Genomic DNA, 21376 nt, shown 5'->3' with positions numbered 1-21376 from the left:
GCTTATTAAAAATTTTTCTTAATTTTTTAATGTGTCATTTTTTTGCATAAACATGCATACACCACTGCCGATCAACTTATCACCAACAACACCTATCAATCCATTGAAAAATAGATAATTTTTAACAAAAAATACACAACCATCCCCCAAATTAAAGTTAATAATTAAACGAAATGACCGAATATCGATACCCCTGCGAGTTAATAGAATCATAACTAAAATTTTTCCATCATTGATAATTTTTTGTTTTTATCAAAATACCCATCTATATTAGGTCGAACAAAAGGTTAAGTATTTACGTTAAAGATATTCAATCGTAAATGGTTATATTGTGATTATCTCGGTAATAAATATTTAATTTGAAAAAATAAAGTGTTTATTGCCACAATAATAAATAACTCACCATGGAATCGATTTATTTAAATAAAGACAAATCCTTTTTTAAAATAGGTTTATCTCCCTTCTAATCATAGGTGAAAATAATGTCATCGGAAACTGGCACTAAAAAAATGGGGCTTGTCGGTTTAACTGTACTTGTTGCAGTTAACATGATGGGCTCAGGTATTATTATGCTACCAGCAAGCTTGGCGCAAGTTGGTGCAATTTCAATGTTATCTTGGATTGTAACTGCGTTAGGCGCAATGTGTATTGCTTACACATTTGCTAAATGTGGTGCACTTTGTAAACGCTCTGGCGGTATGTCAGCTTACGCACAAGAAGCACACGGTAAGTCATCTTTTTTCATATCCTCTTATACTTACTACGTGTGTTTAGTGATTAGCTGTGTGGCAATTGCCGTTTCAGCGTTAGGTTACATCAAACCATTTATACCTTGGCTTGATACGCCGATTCACACTTTCTTTGGTGTGGTTGCTATCCTTATCTTCACCATGGTAGCTAACTTTGGCGGTGCGAAAATTACCGGTCAAATCTCAGCATTTACTGTTTGGGGTATCATTATTCCAGTTGCTGGTCTGTCTATCATCGGTTGGTGGTGGTTCGATCCACAAACATTCATGAACGCATGGAACCCACATAACGACACCACAATGCACTCAGTATCTTCAGGTATCGCACTGACTTTATGGGCGTTTTTAGGTATTGAATCTGCTGGTGCAAACTCTGATGCAGTTGAAAACCCAGAGCGTAACGTACCGCTTGCTGTGCTATTTGGTACTGGTTTCGCAGCGATCGTTTACATTGCATCAACGGGTGTTATTCAAGGTATTATTCCTAACTCAGAGCTTGCAGCATCAACGGCACCATTTGGTTTAGTGTTCAGCCACATGTTCAACCCTATGGTAGGTAACATCGTTACCCTAGCAGCCGTTATCGCATGTATCGGCTCACTACTTGGCTGGCAATTCACTAACGCACAGGTTTCTAAAGCGGCAGCGGATGAAGGTTTATTCCCTAAAATCTTTGCAAAAACCAACAAAGCAGGCGTACCAATTGCAGGTATGCTAATCATGCTAGCAGCTGAAATATTATTAGCAGTGATGACTATCTCTCCTAACTTGATCAGCCAGTTCAACGCGCTATTGAACCTTGCAGTATTCATTAACATGGTACCTTACATCCTATCGATGACTGGTTTAGAAGTGCTACTTCGCAAGAACATGGTGTCCCAAAAGCAATACCGTATTGGTGCAACAGTGGGTACATTAGCGGTTCTTTACAGTATCTATGGTGTGTACGCTTGTGGTGAAACTGCAGTATTCGGCGGTACCATTCTGATGCTGCTGGGTTATATCTTCTACGGTTTCATTGCAGCTCGTGATACTAAACCAGAAACTAAGCCAAGTTAAATTATTAATAACTACCAAAAGTGAAAATGGGAATAAATAATAAATACGCTAACCATTAATAACCTTATTAATAACCAGCCTTATTTATTCCCTGCCTATTAAATTCATAGCGCGTTTTATTACGTAAAATTTATTGCGTCAATATAAAACACATCAATCATTTATCATTTTATTCAGGCGTTATTATGAACAACAATTATATAACCAGCAAAATGCGTACTCTCGTTATAGAGCACCAAAACATTACTCCAAATAGCTTTGCAGATCGTGCAACTAAATCACTGATTGCTGAGTTACAGAATCGCAGTATCGGCATCATCACAGCTACGTCTTATGAAGATGCACGTGCGGTTATCATGTCGACTCAAATCGATAGCCTAGTATTAGCACTAGAGAAAACTGAAGAGCAAATTGTTAACTCTAACGAAGAAGTTGATTTGTTAGCAGCACTACAAGCTCGTCAATCTGAAGTGCCAGTATTTCTACTAGCAGAACGCGCTCGTACGTCTATTCTTAACAACCGCCAGTTAATGGAACGTGTTGATGAGTGTTACTCAGTACTAGAAGACACTGCAGACTTCGTTGCTGGCCGTATCGTTGCTTCAATGCGTCGTTACCGTGCCCAAGTGCTACCACCGTTCATGAAAGCGATGATGCACTACAACAATATCCATGAATACTCATGGTCTGCGCCAGGTCACCAAGGTGGTATCGGTTTTACTAAAACCCCTGCTGGTAACCAATTCTTTGAATTCTTCGGCGAAAATTTATTCCGTACCGATATGGGTATCGAGCGTGCAGCACTAGGCTCACTCCTTGACCACAGCGGCGCATTTAAAGATTCAGAAGTTGAAGCTGCTAAGATCTTCGGTGCTCACCAGTCTTACTCTGGTATCGTCGGTACTTCAGGTTCAAACCGTACTATCATGCAAGCATGTATGAAAGATGACGACATTGCTATCTGTGACCGTAACTGTCACAAATCAATTGAACAAGGTCTGATCCTAACTGGCGCGCGTCCAATCTACATGGTTCCTAGCCGTAACTGCTACGGTATCATCGGTCCAATCAGCAAAAATCAAATGAGCAAAGAAGGCATTGCGCTTAAAGCGAAAAATGCTGGTATTCCATTCAACGCTGATGAGAAAAAAGCAAGCTACGCTGTAGTAACTAACTGTACTTACGACGGTTTATGTTACCACTCAGAAGTGACTGAAGCGCTACTAGGCGAAAGCTCTAGCCGTATTCACATGGACGAAGCATGGTTTGGTTACGCGCGTTTTAACCCTATCTACAAGGGTCACTTCGCAATGCGTGGCGATGCTAAAGACCACACAGGTCCAACAGTATTTGCAACGCACTCAACGCACAAGTTATTGAATGCATTGTCTCAAGCATCATACATTCACGTACGTAACGGTGAAGACGCGATCAACTTTGACCGTTTCAACCAAGCTTACATGATGCACACTTCAACATCGCCACTATACGCAATCTGTGCGTCTAACGATGTTGCTGCAAACATGATGAAAGGCGAAAGTGGTCTATCGCTAACGAATGAAGTTAACCGCGAAGCAATTATTTTCCGTCAAAGTGTACGTCAACTATTTAACGATTACACCGCTGAAAACGATTGGTTCTTCAAGCCTTGGAACGCTGAAACTGTTACAGAAATGAATGGTGACACCGTTAATTTTGAGAATGCATCTGTTGAGTCACTAATGACGATTCAACAGAACTGGAAATTAACTTCCGGCGACAAGTGGCACGGCTTTGACGAAATCGACAATGACTGGTGTATGCTTGATCCAATCAAAGTTAGCTTGCTAACTCCGGGGCTTGACGACAACGGAAACTTCCTAGAAACAGGTGTTCCAGCAGCACTTGTTACTGCATACCTAGGTCGTTTCGGTATCGTTCCAACCCGTACCACTGACTTCCAAGTAATGTTCCTATTCTCAATGGGTATTACTAAAGGTAAGCGTGACACATTGATCAACACCTTGTTGTCATTCAAGCGTCACTACGATGCGAACTCTCCATTAGAAACAATTTTACCTGAGTTAGTGGCATCTTCACCTGAAACCTATTCAGGTCTGGGTCTTAAAGATCTCGGTAATAAAATGTTTGAATATCTAGTTCGCCATAACCCAAGCCAAGTACTGAACCAGGCCTACTCAAGTCTTCCAGAAATGGAAGTGAAGCCACGTACTGCTTACCAGTTCGTAGTATCTGATGAAGTAGAGCTAGTTGCTTCTGACAAGCTAGTTGGCCGTGTTGCAGCGAACTCTGTGATCCCTTACCCACCAGGCATTCCAATGCTAATGGGTGGCGAAAACTTCGGTGATAAAACAAGTCCTCAAATCCAGTACTTGAAAGCACTAGAAGCATGGGATTCTGAATTCCCTGGTTTCGAACACGAAACTGAAGGCGCAGAGATCGAAGACGGTAAATACCACGTTCTTTGTATCAAAAAAGACGCACTATAATTGCCTAATGCGATAGCTACCAATCCCTCGTTGTATTACAGCGGGGGATTTTTTATATTCTAAATACAGGAAGTGCAGGATAGCTCTACAGGAAGTAACAAAGTATAGATATAAAAAATGCCGGCCTTAGCCAGCATTCTTTCATTTATCAATAAAGATAAATTATAAAGCTACAACGTTTGCAGCTTGCAGACCTTTTTGGCCTTGCTCAACATCAAAAGAAACCTTTTGACCTTCAGCTAATGTCTTGAAGCCTTCAGAAGCGATAGCACGAAAATGAACGAATACGTCAGCACCGCCATTGTCTTGAGTAATAAAACCAAAACCTTTCTCTTCGTTAAACCACTTAACTGTACCGATTGTTTTTGATAATGACATTGAATGTCCCTTACTTTTTAATTTGATTAAATTATCGCACGATGCAATAACCTGAAATGATAATATTCATATAAGTAATCACATCTGCATTATCGTGATAATAATGCCGAATAATCATAAATGCGTTTATTACTTTATATTATTAAATAATGTCATTGGCGAGATAAGACATTTAATTAAAATCATTTCTTAATTAAATCCCCTGGGGTATTAATAAGAAATGTAGAAATTACCTATTACTTTATTGCTACTATTTGTAATGTTACCTGCAGCTGTTTTTTCACAGTAACTAAATGATATATCTAGATTATCAACATTACCGTTAATCAAAATGTGGCGTTTTAACACATCACTATTGAGCTGGTGAATATTAGCACTCCAGGTGCGCTGATTTTTTACTAAATTAAAGTTTACTATCATTATTAACCTCTTGGTTTTCATTTGTATTTACAGGGTTTTCTTGACGATTTTGTTGAAACCAAAATCGCTTACGACCTAATGAACGAGACATAAGTATCCTTAGTTTTTATTAGTAGCAAAATATTCAGATGATAAAAGGCATCTAATATTATTAATACTAATTGAGTATTTAAATTTTTATTTATAATAAAGTAACGAAGTAAATATGAACGTAACGACAGATGCTGATGCAGATGTTGGAAGTGTTTTATATTTCGATGATATTGTATAAATAATGTATTGGGTGAAAGTAACGTCAATGGCACGATGGCCATTGACGTCGCCTTGAAATCTTATAGAGCTACAACGTTTGCAGCTTGAAGACCTTTTTGGCCTTGCTCTACTTCAAAAGACACTTTTTGGCCTTCAGCAAGAGTTTTGAAACCTTCAGAAGCGATTGCACGGAAGTGAACAAATACGTCAGCGCCGCCATTGTCCTGAGTAATGAAACCGAAACCTTTCTCTTCGTTGAACCACTTAACGATACCAGTAGTAGACATAATGTGTCCCTTATATTTAATTAAAATTCATAAAGATTTATCGCGATAATATCACGATTGCACTGAAAGCTTGAATTATTGAATGTGACTATGAAGCTAAGGGAAACACTAAGGAATGCAACAATAACGAAGATATTCTGAGGGTTTTTCTTTTACTTGATGTTTTCATTAATAACTCTGAACAACAGAGCGTCATCATTATTATGTGGTTAGCAATTATTGTAAAGATTTATTTTTAAATAAACCCACAATAAATTATAAACCATTGATATTAAATGATAGTTTTTTAACAACCATCAAGTAATATCAATAAAAAAACAGCGTATTGGACGGATTCTGAGTATTTTAACAACTCAAAAAACAAATTTTACGGTTAAATATCTGTGTGGTGACAATAGAGTTCGCCCGTAAGAGGCTTTTGAGACACTCAAGTTTGCCCGTAAGAGAGTTAATTCATAGATTAAATTTTTTACGTATTGAAGTCTTATCGCCATAACTTAATAGTTGAATGCAATCAGAACCCCAATAATTCTCTCTACAAGTAAAACACTTTCCACTTAAGGCTGAAAGAACACCTTCATAAATATTAAAACTAGCCGAGCAGCAGCTTGTTTTTTTACCATAGACATGAAATAACAATAACTTATGTTCAATACAGTATTTTGATAGAAGCCACTCTCTCTTGAACCAAGCAAAACCATCACGATTAATTTGTTCCTGAAAACAAATTGGACAATATAGAAAGGAATCTACAACTGGCGTCAAAAATTTCTTATCAGATACATTAATACCACTCAGAACATACTCTACTAACTCATCAAAATAAATCATGGCTAATTTTTGACTTATCATATGCTCTTTAATTATTGGATAAAGACATGAAATATCCACCTCAAATTGACGTTTGATCGCATTATTAGCCACAGGCAGCAACTTTATTCTACCGTTAATGCCAACTATACCTTTTAAAGCTAATGAGTTAGATATTTCACCATTAAGCTGTAAGATCCTAAGAAAATAGCTGTGAAGAGACTCATTATCTTTATAGTTAATCATTGCGATATCTCACTATGATATTTTTACAGTTCGTAGACATACGTATAAACTTCAGTATAAATTTTTGGCAATAAATCGCCATTATATATTTATGATAAACAAATGATCCATAAAGCAAAAAGCATATTTAGCTTCGAGAGGATTTTATTTAGTATTCTGCAATGATTGAGATCAGCACGCTGAGGTTATCGATAAATTAACCGGACCTGATTATTTTAAGAAGGAAGAGTTGCTAAGCCTTCTCTAGAGCACCTCGTAGCTTCTCTAAAATAAAATTAGTGTTGGATGATTTTAATCTACAAATTCCAGTTTTAGTAAGCTCACCTTTAACAATCAAGCTCTCATATTCAGCTTTGAACTTCACACTATCAACTAAGTATCGTTTTCCGCGCATCATATCAATAAAAGCAGCTCGAATATCACTAGTACCACCAACGGAGACTTTAGCTGTTGAGTTTTGAGATGTCCTTATTCCATAAGAAGATATCTCAAGGATAGTTACTACATCAGCACTTCCCTCTATTGCTTTCAGCCATTGTTCTGGGGATATATTAACTTCAGACAACACTAACCCAAATCCCGTCAAGTGATGAAGTTCATTTACAAACTTTCTCAATGACCGAGGAGGTTCTAATATATACATGTAGTTTGAATTTGAACTCCAGTTAAAATTACATACATAATAACTAATCGATTCAACATCTAAAGTTTGACCAAATGGATCTTCCACTACACTTTTTTGAACTACTTTTTCAATGAACTTTCCAGAAAGCTTGGATACTGTCGATGTAGAAAGCAAAAAGCCACGCCCCGAACTTTCAGTATATTGATTATCTTTCATCATTTTTGAAAGCTGACTGAGAGATACAGGAAGCTCTGAGTATAGCCATTTTGCCTTAATCATTATTTACGTTCCATATGCTTTAATGGTATCACGCAATGCACTTTCTGATGCATCTCGAAGCTTCATGTTAAGCTTATCATTCTCGTATGGCGTTACAGATTTTCTAGTAACATTATAATCCATTGTTCGGCTGTTATAAGGATAAAGCCCCCTTACGGTATACATAAACTCCGTACATGTACTAGGCTTACCAAATTGAGCCTCAAACTCAACTTTTGCACCGTCAAGAGAGTTATCAATTGCAGTCCAAATTATTCTATATATATAAAAACCCTGTTTATGCAACTGCTGGAATTCTGTTGACTCTAAAACTCCAGCCCCTGCTAGTGCTGCCTTATTGATGTAAGATGCTAGTCTCGCTTCAGAATTATCATCATCTTCAAACTCATTAACTCTCTCTTTTTCAAAATGATAAACATCAACACTACTAACAGTATCAAAGCTAAAATCAGGAATATTCCTAATCAAATTATCAAAAAATTTACTTCTAATTTCAGCATCAGCTAACGCTTCCAAAGAAATTGAAAACTCCTCAAGTTCTTCACCAGAATCTTTTATTACTTGTGCTTTCAACGCAAGCTTTAGCTGTTCAGATATCTCTTTCGCCTTTTTGGTTGAGGGTAATTTCATTACCACACCATTAGCATCGTTCTCTAGCTGAATCTCACAAGTTTTTATTGTTCTCTGGCGTAATTCTGTCTTTGTAAAATCATGATCAACATAAGTCACTTTTAGCGTAGTTGTATTACCAGATTTAGTCACCTTAACCGAATCATCACCATTCATTGTGAGATTAGCTTTTACAATAGAGCACGCACTCTTTATTTGGCAATCATCAACCTCACCTTTAAGTTTAGAGTGTGTCGTTTTATCTTTACGATTCGGGTTCTCTAGCTGCTTGCCTATCCAATTAAAATCAGAATAACTTAAAGTCATCGAGCAAATTTTCTCAACCAGTATTTGTTTTGCTACTGATTGAGAAACAATAATCCCTCTACTACGCAAAAATATAACTAATTCGGCCTGAGTTACTTTTTTATGTTGTAATGCATCAAAAATATTTTTATCTGTGGGGATATAAATTGAAGGACCTGTATTACTTTTAGACATCTTCTCGCATTCCTATTTCCATTGGATTAAAGCAAGTAGTGAACTTAGTAATAGCTCCAACTTCAATCACTTCCATTTGTTCTTTTCGAGCTTCGTCATTACCCCACATTTTAAGATACTCGTGTTTTGCCTTATCAAAATTAGTTGCTGCTAATCGACAAGCATCGGTAAAACGAACTCGTATAGAGAAGTCGCTACTAAACATTTGATAATGAGACATAGCATCAATTAGATAAATGAACTCTTCAACAGTCTCGCCTGTATCGTGATAATAGATAACAAAACCATTACCAAAATCATTTCCACCACGATGCTTAACTATCAACCATGGAGAAGTCAAAGCTTCTAATGTTGCAGGTTTATCCCATTCATCACCACATCTACGAGAACGGATCAAATCAGGATAAAAAAATGTATAGTCTTGAGGACTAGGAAATGAATCATCAGCTTTCATGATTTTCATATCACTAACAACATCACAAAGCCTTTTTATTAAGTCTGGCCCCATGATAAATAACTCATTCTCTTCAGCAATAGGAATGACTTTATAATCCAATTTATCAACTAGATCCGAAAAATTCTTATCATATTCATTATCATGATTGTAGATAAATAGCAGTCCAGAAACATCACCAAAACCCACATCACCTAGAAGAAATTTATCTTGCCAATCTTCGCTTATGTTTGCACATTCAACCGACATAGCTAATGTCTTAAGAGCACCAGAAAGGCTACTCTTAGTTATACTTCCAGCCGCATAACTTTTAAGGTCAGTATTCAAATACTTAGTATTTCCTGAGTAAGGATCATCATAATAGAACACCACATCAGAAGGATGGGTTGTTTTATTATGGTGGTCAGACTCACATTTCCAATTTTCATCTTTGGGACTACAAGTATTCCATTTAAACCATTTGAAGATATCTTTTGATACTAGTTTAGCCAGTTTCTCTATATTTCCAGTTTCAGACATTCGCTTTCCTTTACACAACGAATTAACTATAAAATCAGTTTAATATAAGTATAATATTGCAAGCACCTATGTTAGACAATCATTTACCATTAACTTATTAGTGAGGGAAATTTCAATAACACTTTATCTTACGAGTTAATTCAATGATAAATGTGAAATTAGAATATGATTTATAGTTTTATTCCTAAAAAGCCATTCAATAAGAAGTAATAGATAACCTTTAATTTGATTACACGATTACTTAACAAGTATATCAAAAATCATTCCCAAAACACTCCCCCTTAACTCTAAGGAGGAATACATCATCATAAATATTTACGTTTTATATCAACAAGGTATCTCAAAGTGAAATTAGCATTAGAAGGTATGCCAGCATACAAAAAAATGTGGTTGCGTTTCTTAAGCTTAGGGTTAATTCCTAGTATCTATAGTATCATCGCATTTGGTTATATTGGTATTCCAACGAACATACAAGAAATGGTTCGTCATAGATTACCATCTGATTTTAGAGCTAAGCTTTTAGACTTTTGGGTGTTAGAAGAATGGTTCACTGCCTTATTCATTAGCGCGTTCATTTGTGCCATTTGGGGAGGATTAGGTGGTCATGTAACTCGTTCTATCCTAAAAACAACGTATCATCGCCTCAAAAGGGAAAATGAGCAGCTACAGGAAGATAACCAACAATTACATGAAAAGAGCAATAGCAAGACAATTAATTGCTACGACTTGTTTAGTCGGTATATATTTAATAATTATTTTTCTAAATTTGTCCTTACGTCAAATGAACGTATAAGCTTATACAAAATGGATATGGATCTATTTTTATGCGTAGGTAGATACTCTGATAATGAGGTCTATAGAACTAGACCGAATCGGTTATACCCTAGAAATATCGGTTGTATTGAAAAGATTTGGCAAACGGGATACTTTGCAGATGTTAATCCATATTCGCCTGAAGACGATTTACCAAACTGGAAAATGCATAATATTACTGAATTTTCTATCGATAATGAGACACTAGATAACATAAAGATGAAAAGTAGAGCGCTACAAGGGTTTAGAATACAAAATAACCAAAAAAAACCGTGGCTGTTTTAGTTTTTGAATCTATAAATGCTGATGGTCTGAAATTATCAAAAATTAAGAGAGCTATGACTGATAGAGAAAAGCAGAACTTATGTCATCTGCTAGAGTCACTAGAAAATCATATGCCGAGCTTAGAAATAGCTTCATCGGAGGGCTTCTAATGGAAAATGTAATAATGAATGTTATCAAATATATATTACAGGCTTATCCTTACAAAGATGAACTGTCTGCTTCACGGCTAACAAAAATGTTGTACCTCACAGATTGGAAGGCTGCTCTAGAGCATGATAGACAGTTAACAAATACTATTTGGCACTTCCACCATTATGGCCCATATGTGGATGACTTTGTTAGAATGGCAAAAGATGATCCTGATATTACAGTCATAAATACAACAACAGTTTTTGGTGGAAATAAGCAGCTGTTTCAATTATCAAATAATGCAAGTGACAAGTTTACTATAACCCCTCAGTTAAAAGAAATTGTAGACTTTGTTATCAATGCTACCAAAGATAAAAATTATGAAGATTTCATTAAGCTTGTATATTCTACATACCCAGTACTATCGAGTAGTAAATATAGCGATCTAGACTTGGTTAAAAAAGCTCGAGAATATAAAGCACACCGAATTGCTCAATAAAGTGAGCACAAGTATTTAAGAAAACTCCCAACGTTAAACACACCTAGTTCAGCGTTGGGACTATCATTTCCTCGTATGATATGTTCTTAGACCCACTCCTTTTTTACGATAACTTACTGATAAAAAGCAATACCTAAAGCGACCATCAACAACACCTACATTACTTCAAAATAATGCATTTAAAGTAAACCATTATTTCGAAGTAATTTTCTTGTTTTTGGTAATTTTTCTAATTTAGACGTAAGCCAACCGTGCCCGCCTAAGAATCTATCTAATTCTGTACGTGATAACTTGGAATTTGAAGAGAACAACAACTTTCGAACTTCAACAACTAATTCAAGGTCTCGCTGATACCAGTCCACTTTTTCCACACGCTGTGTTTGAGTAGCAACAGGAAGTATTTTTTCAAGCCATTCACGCTCATTGATGTATAACCAATGAAATGCAGCTTCATAGCTATTCTTAATCTCTTGTCGACAAGCGTTCGGGGTTGAAGCAATAAAACGTATTATTTGACAACTATATCTGCGCCGTAAAGATTCCCATTTACATCGTTTCCGCCACTCTACAAGCCCCGAAGTCGTTGAAATAATCAACTCTACACTACCAGTGGAAATACTATAAAGCTTTGCTAAAGCACTTCGATGAAAACCTTTTTTAGCCAGATTAACGATTGAAGCTTTAAGGCTTCTAGTGATTTTTTTAGGTTTTAAATTAACAGGAATATCATTCTTCAATGCAATGCTTTTTACATAGCATCTACTTTTATCAATTTCTCGACTTACCGCAGCCATTGATAGTCCAGATCTTAATAAATCACAGCACTGTTCTTCTTTGTTTATAGGTACTTTCTGAACATTAAATAGTCTAGTTCCACTACTGGATTGACAACGAGATAGGTAAAACTCAAACAATAGATGTTTAAAGGGATGTTGAGGGTACTGACCAGAAATCAGAGATGAAACAAAGCGAAAATCTACTGATGTTCTAAGAGACAAAGCAGACTGCGTGGGAAATAATTCTTCTGATAATTCAAATAACTCCTGTGTTATCTCTTTCCGTTTAACTCGACCACTTAGTGTCAAACTGCCATTAATACTTAACTTTTTAAGATATGCGTTACACAAAACCTCATAGCTTGGTTTCTTAGCATTTAAGATTTTGATTTGATTAGATACAAATTGTGCAAACTCTAATGCTAGTTCATTACAGTAGATAGGCTTACTTCCTGTATCAGGAAGTAAGTGACCATTAATATGAATACGATTTGGGAGTTCATGATGAACTAACCATGCTTTATGTATCAAGCAAGCTTCAACACCAGAAACTTGATGAGAAAGGTGCCAATAGGCTACGCCAAAATCATATACATCATCTTTTGCACACAAAGGACAATACTTTACAGATAGAGGTTCTTTGTCACGAAAGGTTGATAGTTGGCTAGCTCTTACAATGCAATTTGAAGCAGCAGTAACATCATCAAGGACAGTACGGTATTTCGGCAAGAAATAAGAAAATAGAGGGCGGAGAGTTTGACACGATAAAAGCTTCTGTGGCGACTCATCGGTGAATTGACTAATAAGATGCAAATTGGATGTAAGATAAGGATGAATTACAGCTCTCCCATCACCCACAAGCTGCTGCAAAGCTTGCTCAAGAGGAAGTTCACAAATAGCTAAATGACGGCATATGCGGCTAAACAGAGACTCATCAGGTAGTGCTTTAGGCAGCTTCATGATGAATCTCCTTTCTGGGTAATACCTATAAATTAACTATAGGATAGTTCTGAAAGTGGATCGTCAAGAACGATATTTCTAGACCTTAAGTAACGTATAGGATCTTCTAAACCAGCAGCTTGTTGAAACAGATCAGGATCACCAATTCGATTTTTCAAGTCAACCGCTTCAACTAACGCAATAAGCTTAGAAGCAAACTCAGGATGCTGTGGCTTAGTGATATCACCCGTTTTATCTACACTTTTTAACGCTGGATTTTCTATACATCGATTACTACGTTTCCGCCCCTTGGGTAATAAAATCGCCTCTTTTAGTTCATTAACTTCTTCTGTTTGTCTAGAAAGCCCACATGCAGCAGCATTTCCTAATTCTAATGCTGCTGGAGTAATACGCTCATCATCAGCGCCAATAACTAATCGTTGTGCTTCTCGGTAGGTACGGCTTGCCATATCAATATTACCGACCGAAAGCACATGAAGCGCATCATTAAGTTCTTCTGTCAGCTCTGTATATACATTTGTCCATTGGTATTGCCAAAGCTGATCTACAAACGCATTCCATGAAATACTATTCCTTTCTAATACAGACATAGTATGGTGATAGCAGCTTTCAGCTCGACGCGCAGACTTAAGTTCTTTAACTAAAGATTGATCAAATGGTGGATTTGCCACAAAGAAAAGAGGAATACCTAATTTATTCATCAACCTGTGTAAAAATCTTAATAAGTTATTTTCTCCACCCGTTCGCTTAAACTTCAGATTCTGCATTTCATCAATAACAAGCATTCCAATAAAACTTGATTTCATACACTGCTCTAACTGCCGAATTAAAGCACCTATCGTTCCTGCTGGCTTCGTTTTTTCTCTATCAAGTGTTAGGTCTAATGTTGAAAGAACCTCTTCACATAAGTCCCTAACGCTCGAATTACTAGGACAATCAACTTTTATCCAAACTACTTGTTTCCTGAGCTCTAAAACTTGTCCTCGATAAGACTCATGCTCAATAACATTCGGGAAATAGCTAAGAACTTGCTCCACCATTGACGTTTTACCAACACCACTTTCGCCAATCAGAGTCAATCCATCTCCCTTAGGTTCAAAGAAACCTGTACGTGGTTCTATATCAGGCCTTTCATCAACCAAATAATGTAAGTATTGAGCCGTTGTTGGGCTCAGCGGGTTCTTTGCCGAATAGCCCTTTTTAATTGCTCTTTCTACCGATCTAAAACATGCTTCATAGTCAGTCAATGGCTGTCTAATTTCTTCTATGCGGTTTAGATATTCGTCACGAACCAATGGGTCGGGATGATCAGCTATTTCTTCTGCATAATCAGGGTAATTACTAAATACTTCCATAACACTTTCCCAAGACTGCTTAGTTGGGAGTGCCTCAATAAGTGGATTTCCTTGATGCTCAGGTAAAATTGCATCTTGATATACAGCAAGTTCAATTCTCATGACTCACCTCTACTGGTTCTTCTTTTTCTACCTTTTGGTAACGAAATAACTTTATTATCTGAAAGAATGTAACCAGAAACGTCATTACTGACTGAAGTTTCAGAAGCTGGTGCAATCATATTTGTAGTTGCCTCTAATTCTTCCTTCCGACGCTGGCGGGTATTGCTCGTTTTATCTCTAAAAGAGACTTTCTCTGCATCTTTGCTTCTTCGCTTCGCTTGTCGGGTCACTTCCTGCCGATGCTTGTGATCGTCAATTGAGGTCGTTGATATTGGTGTTAACTCTTTCTTAGTATCAAGCCAATCTTGAATAAAATCCGACTCAAACATAGATTTATCACCCAACATTCGACTCCGAGGTAATAGATCACACCTAATAAATTCTTTATTTTTATCTAAGCGAACATATATGTAATTGGTTGTATTTTCATCTATTCTAGCCTCTAGCCTCCATTGTCCTGAAGACCGAGCAACAGATGCTAAATTACATTCTTCAAGTTCTGAACACGAATAATACATACCATTAAAATATATTCCGCTGCGAGTCATGCTTACTTCTGCTGAAGGGAGCAATCTAGCAATAACTTCATTACTATTAGCTAATTGGAGTTCATGCTTATGCTTTGCGAGATGAATTTTCCAGTAGTTCAGAGGCGTTGGGGATAAATCATTTTCAATGAGTAAAGGGCTGGAAAAAGCTAAATTTTCAAGAATCGAACGATTATGTTCTAGTACAGCTTTAATTATTTCAGCAGTAATCTCTTTAAGCGTGTAGATCGCGTCCTTTCTAGGATCTCTGCTACCTCGAACAATCTGACCACCTCTCGTCGTACCCAGTAACTCATGCAGTACTTCTTTATTAATAATATCAAATCGCTTCTCTACTACACCTTTACAATCGGGTCTATATGGTGGGGTAAATGATAGTTGCGTCATTGGCGTCAATGCTTTTTTAGGTTGCACACCAATCATTTCACCATTATCACAAACCAACTCTTTAGGGATATGAGCACAGGGCCATTCTGAATTTTCAATATCTACGCCAAAACTTTTACAGTAAGTCGATTTAGAGCAAAAGCTATTTGTTAATGCCTGCCTTGCTGCACGCCATGAAGCATGATAGAGCGATACATGCATACCAACGATCATTCGACTCGCTCTGTCTACAACAATATAAATCGTTGGTCGTCCTAAAACATATTTAGGCCCAAACTCCGATACGATATGCACATCAGCAACAGTTGCATCTATTTCAAAGTGAGCTCCTGGCAAATAACTTCGATCAGTAATACTGCCTAACACCCCCCTTTTATTTCGAAGAAAGTCATTCTCTGACGTTCGTTGTTTAATTATCTGTTCTTTACTAAATAACTTTGTACGCCAGTAACTAAACTGCTTTTTAGTTGGCACTAAAGGAGGTCTGCCACATGCATAAGCTAAGTTTAACTCTTTTGAATAGCTGTCTTTTAGTAAGTTGTCATACGTTTTTGCTAACGACAACCCTGACTCTTTAAGATAGTACTTCTTTAACGCTTTTTTGAATTTATTTTTATCGTCATCACTCACAATAAATTTAGCAGATCTATCCACCGCTATAGTTCTTGGTTGTTTTGGTGCACCTAATGGCTTTATTGTTGGAGTTCGGTCTCGCCCAGAACCTCCGCTTTTCGAAAATGCAGGTAACAGAGCCATTTTGTCCTGCCCATATCGCCAATATTGAGTAAGCAATCGAGCTAAAGACTTACGATCGACATCAACGCCTTTCGCATATTCAGCTAGTTGAGACGAGCGTTTCTTGGTCGCATAATCAAACAGAAAAATACTATTTGATATAATGCCTTTAATTAAATCATAATTTTTGTCTCGACGACCAATGTGCTCATCTGGAATATTTTCTTCATCAACTAAAAGATAAGTTGGTAACTCATATTGTGCTTTTTTAGCTTTACGGCTAGAAACAAGTTCAATAAAGCCATCTAGAGAAACCGCTATAGGCCTAACCGTTGTGGAGGTGTCTTCAAGAGAGTATAAAATAACAGACTCAACATCCTGCATGATATCCAACAGACGATAAAGACCATCTTTAACCAAGTCCGAATTATTCACACTCCAAATACTATTCCGAGGAAGCTCCATATCTAACGTCTCCTTGATTTTCAGCTACATACTTAACATCAATGAGCCCTGATTCAGAAATATTAGTCGATAGATCAACATCGATAAATTTATCAGCTATTAGAAAACGAGTTAACAATAAAGCGTCATCATTAGATGTAATATTCAGTGAGATAAATTGATTACAAAGATCTTCAATAAAATATTGCCTAACAGATAATACAGAGAGAGCACAATTAATCTGATCACAAGAAAAGCTTATTGGATTCTCACGAAAAGGGGAGGTAGCCCATTGAAGGTTACTACTTTGAACTTTTGTTACTTCATTACCCGTAAAATAGCTGAACTTAACCCCAAGCAACTCCCAACAGACTCGCTCAATATCTATTTTCTCTAGCACTCGTAGATCCCCAGAATCCGCTTCAGGTTTTATAGAAATTGCATGATATTTTGTGCCTTGAGGGGAGTTTATCGTGAGCAACTGATCCGTTGTCATGATAATAGGTTCTTTCGTTTGAGGGTGTTTAGGATGATCCACGCCAAGTGTTTTAGCTACTTTTTGAGTATAATTTAGAGGAAGAAGCGGAAACTGCTCTCTAATATCAACCACACTATTTGAAAACTCAGCAAGGTAGAAGTGCTCACTCTCTACTGAAGACATCATATGATGTTCCCTTTGAGATTTCCTGCCATAGATTAGTGAGCGTATACCTTTAGATTTTACATCCTGTATCCTAAGCCAAGGCTTATAATTAGGACCTTGGCCTATTCCATATTTATTTTTTAATGCCCGCTCAAAGTCTTTTAACGACTCTAGTTTTCGTCCTCGTCCCATATTAAATCCAATAAAGTTCACCTCAAGTAAAGATAGTAAACAACACAACTACGGGCAAACTTTATTGTATAAAAATACTCTTACGGGCAAACTTTAATGCTTACGGGCAAACTTTATTGTATCTACACAATATCACGCATTTTGTCCAGCAACATAGCCAGAACTCCACGCCCATTGAAAGTTATAACCACCAAGCCAACCACTAACATCCATCACTTCACCAGCAAAAAATAAGCCTTTCACTTTCTTTGCTTCCATCGTTTTTGATGACAATTCATCAGTATCAACCCCACCTAATGTTACCTCTGCAGTGCGGTAACCTTCAGTGCCATTAGGAGCAATGTTCCATTGATGGAAGTAGCTTGCAAGCTGCTCAAACTCTTTGTGGTTAAGTTGCTTTAACGGCTTATCGGTAATATCACCACGCGCGATTAGCACTTCAATTAACCGCTTCGGTAACAAACGCGATAAGGTGTTCTTTATACTTTGATTCGGATGCTGTTCACGTAATTCAAGTAGTGTTTCAGCCAAATTGAGCATCGGTAATAAATCAATGGTCACTTTTTGCCCTGGTAACCAGTACGATGAAATTTGCAGAACTACAGGCCCGGATAAACCACGGTGAGTGAATAATAAATTTTCTTTAAAACTAGTGCCATTTTCAGTAGTGATCACCGCAGGTACTGCAATACCTGATAACTCTTCAAAGGCGTCTTTATCTTGCTTATGTAACGTAAATGGCACTAAACCAGCAGTCGTCGGCACCATTTTTAAGCCAAACTGCTCAGCAATTTGATAACCAAATGGCGTTGCGCCTAATTTTGGCATTGATAAGCCACCGGTAGCAACTACCAACGATTCGCAGCAGATCGTTTCACCGTTAACATTCAAACTAAACCCAGAATCTAATTGGGTAATAGCACTGATGTCGGTTTGATAACGTAAGCTGATATTGGGTAAATCACATTCAGCAATCAGCATTTTGACAATGTCTTTGGCTGAATCTAAGCAAAATAATTGTCCATGATCGCGCTCTTCATAGTCAATTTCATGCTGGCACACTAAGCCAATAAAATCCCATTGGCTGTACTGCGACAAGGCTGATTTAACAAAATGAGGATTACGGCAAACATAATTATTAGCAGCCACATCATTGTTAGTGAAATTACAACGACCGCCACCTGAGATTAATATCTTACGGCCAGGTTTCTTACCATGATCAAGCACTAACACTGAGCGTCCACGCTTACCTGCAGTAGCTGCACACATTAAGCCTGCAGCACCTGCACCAATAATTACTACATCATATTTGTTTGCCATGGATTTCAATTAGCCTTTAATGTCACTAAATAAACGCAAAAAGGATGCTAACGATTAGCATCCTTTTTCTATTGTCTACGTTATTTTACCTGCCTATTGACGCAATACCAACCGCTATCCCATTCCTGTGATTTATTCGATTAAAATCAAGCTTGTTGCTGGCTATCAATTGCCGTTAATGCTGTGATTGCTGCAGTTGGCATATCTAAGGTGGTAGTAGGGAACGCAAAATCGGCGCCATGTGAATGTACAATCGCAACAATTTGTAGCATCACATCTTGCTGTACCGCTTTGTATTTAACCCAATCAACGGTTTTGGTAAAGGTATACACCAGTATATTCAGTGATGATGGTCCATAGGTGTCAAAGCTAACAATTAATGTTTGTCGAGTCTCAATATCAGCATGATTTTGCAGCATAGATTTAATGTCATCAACCACTAATCCCATCACTGCCGCATCACAATAACGTAAGCCAACACTTTGTTTAATCCGCCTATTTTGCATCCGTGAAGCATTCTCAACCACCACCGAACTAAAGACTGAATTCGGTACATACAATGGCCGTTTATCAAAAGTTCGAATCACTGTCATACGAAATCCGATCCGTTCAATGGTACCTTCTATTTGGCGATCTGGGCTACGAATCCAATCACCGACTTTAAACGGGCGATCAAAATAAATCATCATGCCACCAAAGAAGTTAGCCAGTAAATCTTTAGCTGCCATACCGACCACTAAACCACCAACACCACCAAAGGTCAGTAATCCCGATAAACTTAAGCCGAAGTTTTGCATCACAATTAAACTGCTCAACACCATTACAATTAAGCGTAATATTTTTGAAATAGCAGTAACTGTGGTGGCATCTCGATGGGGACGATTATCCAATATCGTTTGTTCAATATTGGTAATCAACCGCATCAGAATCCAAATAAAGACCCCAATCAATAATAAATGCCGCAATAACGCCAAAAAGCCACTGGAATAAGAGGTAATATTATCGACCATAATCCCCAGTGACATCAGCCCTGGCCATACCCAAATACACAACGAAACGGGAGTTCGAACTGCATCAATTAGAGCGTCATCCCAAATAAACTGGGTTTTACTCGCTATGGTCGCTAAGCGGCGAGAAATAAGTAACCACCCCCCCCACAGTAATCCACTCAATAGCAGTAATAAGCCAATGTTGTACATCCAATTAACGGACGCACCTTTTTCAAGCGATGACCACCAAAGTAAAAATTGATCCATAGCGATTTTGCTTCCGATACTCAACAGAAAATGAAGTTATATTGCTAGTAATGATATAGCACAGAACGAGGACGGAAAAGAAAGTGTCACCAGAACAGTGACACTCAAAACGGTCAAGTTGGTATTAAAGTCCGAGGAAAGCGACGGCAAAAATAGCCACAAAAAAAGTAATCATAAACGTACTTGCCAATACAAAAAGTTTACGTACTTTAATGCACTTTGCCATAAACAGCGGATCATGATGTTTTTTATACTGTTGGCTACGAATATAATGAAATAAGCGAATTTGTTTGCTGACATTACCTTGAGATGAAAAGAAACCACGCCCATCGACTTGTTGATATAACAATGGATCACAATCTCGCATCACCACCAACAAAGAGCGTAAGGTACTGATATAACGACAAGTATTAACAGCTGCCACCAAAAAAATCGCAACCAAAAATGCATCACCACTGATCATAGTTATCCCCTCTTAAATATCACTTGCTTATAGGGATAAAAGGGCAGCGTATGACCACTACCCTCAACATCACTTAAGCTTGTGAGTCCATTACTGATGTTGGTACTGATTCGCCTTTAGCCATTGCAGCGAGGTCTTTATCAATAAAAAATAGCGCTTTGCCATCTTCACCAACTAACTCAATTTTATCTAAAATACCTTTAAATAATTTCTCTTCTTCATGTTGCTCTGATACATACCACTGTAAGAAATTAAAGGTTGAATAATCTTGGGTAGAAAATGCAACATGAGCTAATTGATTAATTTTTTTAGTGATTAGCTGCTCATGCTCATAGGTTTCACGGAATACAGCACCTAAAGAGTCGAATTGATGTTTAGGCGCTTCAATTGTGCCTAAAATCGGTAACGCACCCGTTTCGCTTACATAAGTAAATAAACGTTGCATATGCTCCATCTCTTCAGCAGCATGCACACGTAAGAACGCAGCAGCACCTTCAAAGCCTTTATCTTCACACCATGCGCTCATTTGCAGGTATAAATTAGAAGAAAAGAACTCTAAATTAATTTGCTCATTAAGATTCTCAACCATTGCCTTGGCTAACATTGCACTACTCCTGTTTGTTTAAGTGTAATCAAGACATTGTCACTATGCATTGTTAAGAATGCAACAAATGGACAAAACCTCGTTATTAATATAATTACTGTTAGTATAAACCACTAAAATAACAATAAATATGAATCGACGATTACGGAAAATAATTAACCATTTCGTAACCTATAGATGCGACCTAA

The 21376-nt window shown here is 37.4% G+C and carries 19 protein-coding genes; 4 read left to right on the top strand and 15 right to left on the bottom strand.

What is annotated here, in order from left to right; translation table 11 throughout:
• Nucleotides 1-482: 482 nt before the first annotated feature.
• Nucleotides 483-1808, top strand: a complete 1326-nt coding sequence (potE, locus tag BTN98_RS16815; protein WP_060999768.1) for a putrescine-ornithine antiporter — start codon at nucleotides 483-485, stop codon at nucleotides 1806-1808.
• 185 nt (nucleotides 1809-1993) lie between these two features.
• On the top strand, nucleotides 1994-4297 hold the full coding sequence (gene adiA / locus BTN98_RS16810) for an arginine decarboxylase (protein WP_414858306.1): 2304 nt from the start codon (nucleotides 1994-1996) through the stop codon (nucleotides 4295-4297).
• 162 nt (nucleotides 4298-4459) lie between these two features.
• On the opposite strand, the gene cspE (BTN98_RS16805) is transcribed toward adiA, so the two are convergent.
• The 7 genes from cspE (BTN98_RS16805) to BTN98_RS16775 all read right to left on the bottom strand — a co-directional run bounded on the left by cspE (BTN98_RS16805) (nucleotide 4460) and on the right by BTN98_RS16775 (nucleotide 9677).
• Entirely contained in the window at nucleotides 4460-4675 is a 216-nt protein-coding gene (cspE, locus tag BTN98_RS16805) for a transcription antiterminator/RNA stability regulator CspE (protein ID WP_060999767.1), read from the bottom strand.
• A 210-nt stretch (nucleotides 4676-4885) separates the two neighbouring features.
• Complete coding sequence (locus tag BTN98_RS20715) at nucleotides 4886-5095, bottom strand: hypothetical protein (protein ID WP_060999765.1); 210 nt, start codon at nucleotides 5093-5095, stop codon at nucleotides 4886-4888.
• A 332-nt stretch (nucleotides 5096-5427) separates the two neighbouring features.
• Entirely contained in the window at nucleotides 5428-5634 is a 207-nt protein-coding gene (gene cspE, locus BTN98_RS16795) for a transcription antiterminator/RNA stability regulator CspE (RefSeq protein ID WP_036789206.1), read from the bottom strand.
• A gap of 453 nt (nucleotides 5635-6087) precedes the next feature.
• Entirely contained in the window at nucleotides 6088-6690 is a 603-nt protein-coding gene (locus BTN98_RS16790; protein WP_060999763.1) for a TniQ family protein, read from the bottom strand.
• A gap of 232 nt (nucleotides 6691-6922) precedes the next feature.
• Complete coding sequence (locus BTN98_RS16785; protein ID WP_060999760.1) at nucleotides 6923-7594, bottom strand: hypothetical protein; 672 nt, start codon at nucleotides 7592-7594, stop codon at nucleotides 6923-6925.
• 3 nt (nucleotides 7595-7597) lie between these two features.
• Nucleotides 7598-8704, bottom strand: a complete 1107-nt coding sequence (locus BTN98_RS16780; RefSeq protein WP_060999758.1) for a hypothetical protein — start codon at nucleotides 8702-8704, stop codon at nucleotides 7598-7600.
• Complete coding sequence (locus tag BTN98_RS16775) at nucleotides 8697-9677, bottom strand: PD-(D/E)XK nuclease domain-containing protein (protein WP_060999757.1); 981 nt, start codon at nucleotides 9675-9677, stop codon at nucleotides 8697-8699. Before BTN98_RS16775 ends, BTN98_RS16780 begins: the two co-directional genes overlap by 8 nt.
• A 345-nt stretch (nucleotides 9678-10022) precedes the next feature.
• Here BTN98_RS16775 and BTN98_RS16770 point away from each other — a divergent pair, with 345 nt between their 5' ends.
• Both BTN98_RS16770 and BTN98_RS16765 read left to right on the top strand, forming a co-directional pair.
• The gene (locus tag BTN98_RS16770) at nucleotides 10023-10775 is read left to right on the top strand and encodes a hypothetical protein (protein WP_105030053.1); all 753 of its coding nucleotides are present in this window, start codon (nucleotides 10023-10025) and stop codon (nucleotides 10773-10775) included.
• Between the two features lie 148 nt (nucleotides 10776-10923).
• Nucleotides 10924-11403 carry a Panacea domain-containing protein gene (locus BTN98_RS16765; RefSeq protein ID WP_060999752.1) on the top strand — a complete coding sequence of 160 codons (480 nt, stop codon included), beginning with the start codon at nucleotides 10924-10926 and terminating at the stop codon, nucleotides 11401-11403.
• 179 nt (nucleotides 11404-11582) lie between these two features.
• On the opposite strand, the gene BTN98_RS16760 is transcribed toward BTN98_RS16765, so the two are convergent.
• From BTN98_RS16760 to ftnA, 8 genes are all read right to left on the bottom strand, one after another.
• Complete coding sequence (locus BTN98_RS16760) at nucleotides 11583-13139, bottom strand: TnsD family Tn7-like transposition protein (protein ID WP_060999750.1); 1557 nt, start codon at nucleotides 13137-13139, stop codon at nucleotides 11583-11585.
• Nucleotides 13140-13171: 32 nt separating this feature from the next.
• The gene (locus BTN98_RS16755; RefSeq protein ID WP_060999747.1) at nucleotides 13172-14596 is read right to left on the bottom strand and encodes an ATP-binding protein; all 1425 of its coding nucleotides are present in this window, start codon (nucleotides 14594-14596) and stop codon (nucleotides 13172-13174) included.
• Nucleotides 14593-16731 (bottom strand): Mu transposase C-terminal domain-containing protein, encoded by a 2139-nt coding sequence (locus BTN98_RS16750; protein WP_060999745.1) that lies wholly within the window; start codon nucleotides 16729-16731, stop codon nucleotides 14593-14595. Before BTN98_RS16750 ends, BTN98_RS16755 begins: the two co-directional genes overlap by 4 nt.
• On the bottom strand, nucleotides 16712-17545 hold the full coding sequence (locus BTN98_RS16745; protein ID WP_060999743.1) for a TnsA endonuclease N-terminal domain-containing protein: 834 nt from the start codon (nucleotides 17543-17545) through the stop codon (nucleotides 16712-16714). Before BTN98_RS16745 ends, BTN98_RS16750 begins: the two co-directional genes overlap by 20 nt.
• Nucleotides 17546-17677: 132 nt before the next feature.
• A complete protein-coding gene (locus BTN98_RS16740) occupies nucleotides 17678-18865 on the bottom strand; it encodes a BaiN/RdsA family NAD(P)/FAD-dependent oxidoreductase (protein WP_060999741.1) in 1188 nt (395 codons plus the stop codon).
• Nucleotides 18866-19011: 146 nt separating this feature from the next.
• Nucleotides 19012-20121, bottom strand: coding sequence for a mechanosensitive ion channel family protein (locus BTN98_RS16735; RefSeq protein ID WP_060999739.1), 1110 nt, complete (start codon nucleotides 20119-20121; stop codon nucleotides 19012-19014).
• A 124-nt stretch (nucleotides 20122-20245) separates the two neighbouring features.
• Nucleotides 20246-20584 (bottom strand): universal stress protein UspB, encoded by a 339-nt coding sequence (gene uspB, locus BTN98_RS16730; protein ID WP_060999736.1) that lies wholly within the window; start codon nucleotides 20582-20584, stop codon nucleotides 20246-20248.
• Between the two features lie 73 nt (nucleotides 20585-20657).
• Entirely contained in the window at nucleotides 20658-21188 is a 531-nt protein-coding gene (gene ftnA / locus BTN98_RS16725) for a non-heme ferritin (protein ID WP_060999735.1), read from the bottom strand.
• Nucleotides 21189-21376 lie beyond the last annotated feature (188 nt).

This window comes from Photobacterium aquimaris (genome assembly GCF_002954455.1).
GTDB classification, from domain to species: domain Bacteria; phylum Pseudomonadota; class Gammaproteobacteria; order Enterobacterales; family Vibrionaceae; genus Photobacterium; species Photobacterium aquimaris.
This window is presented reverse-complemented; position numbering and strand designations above follow the sequence as displayed.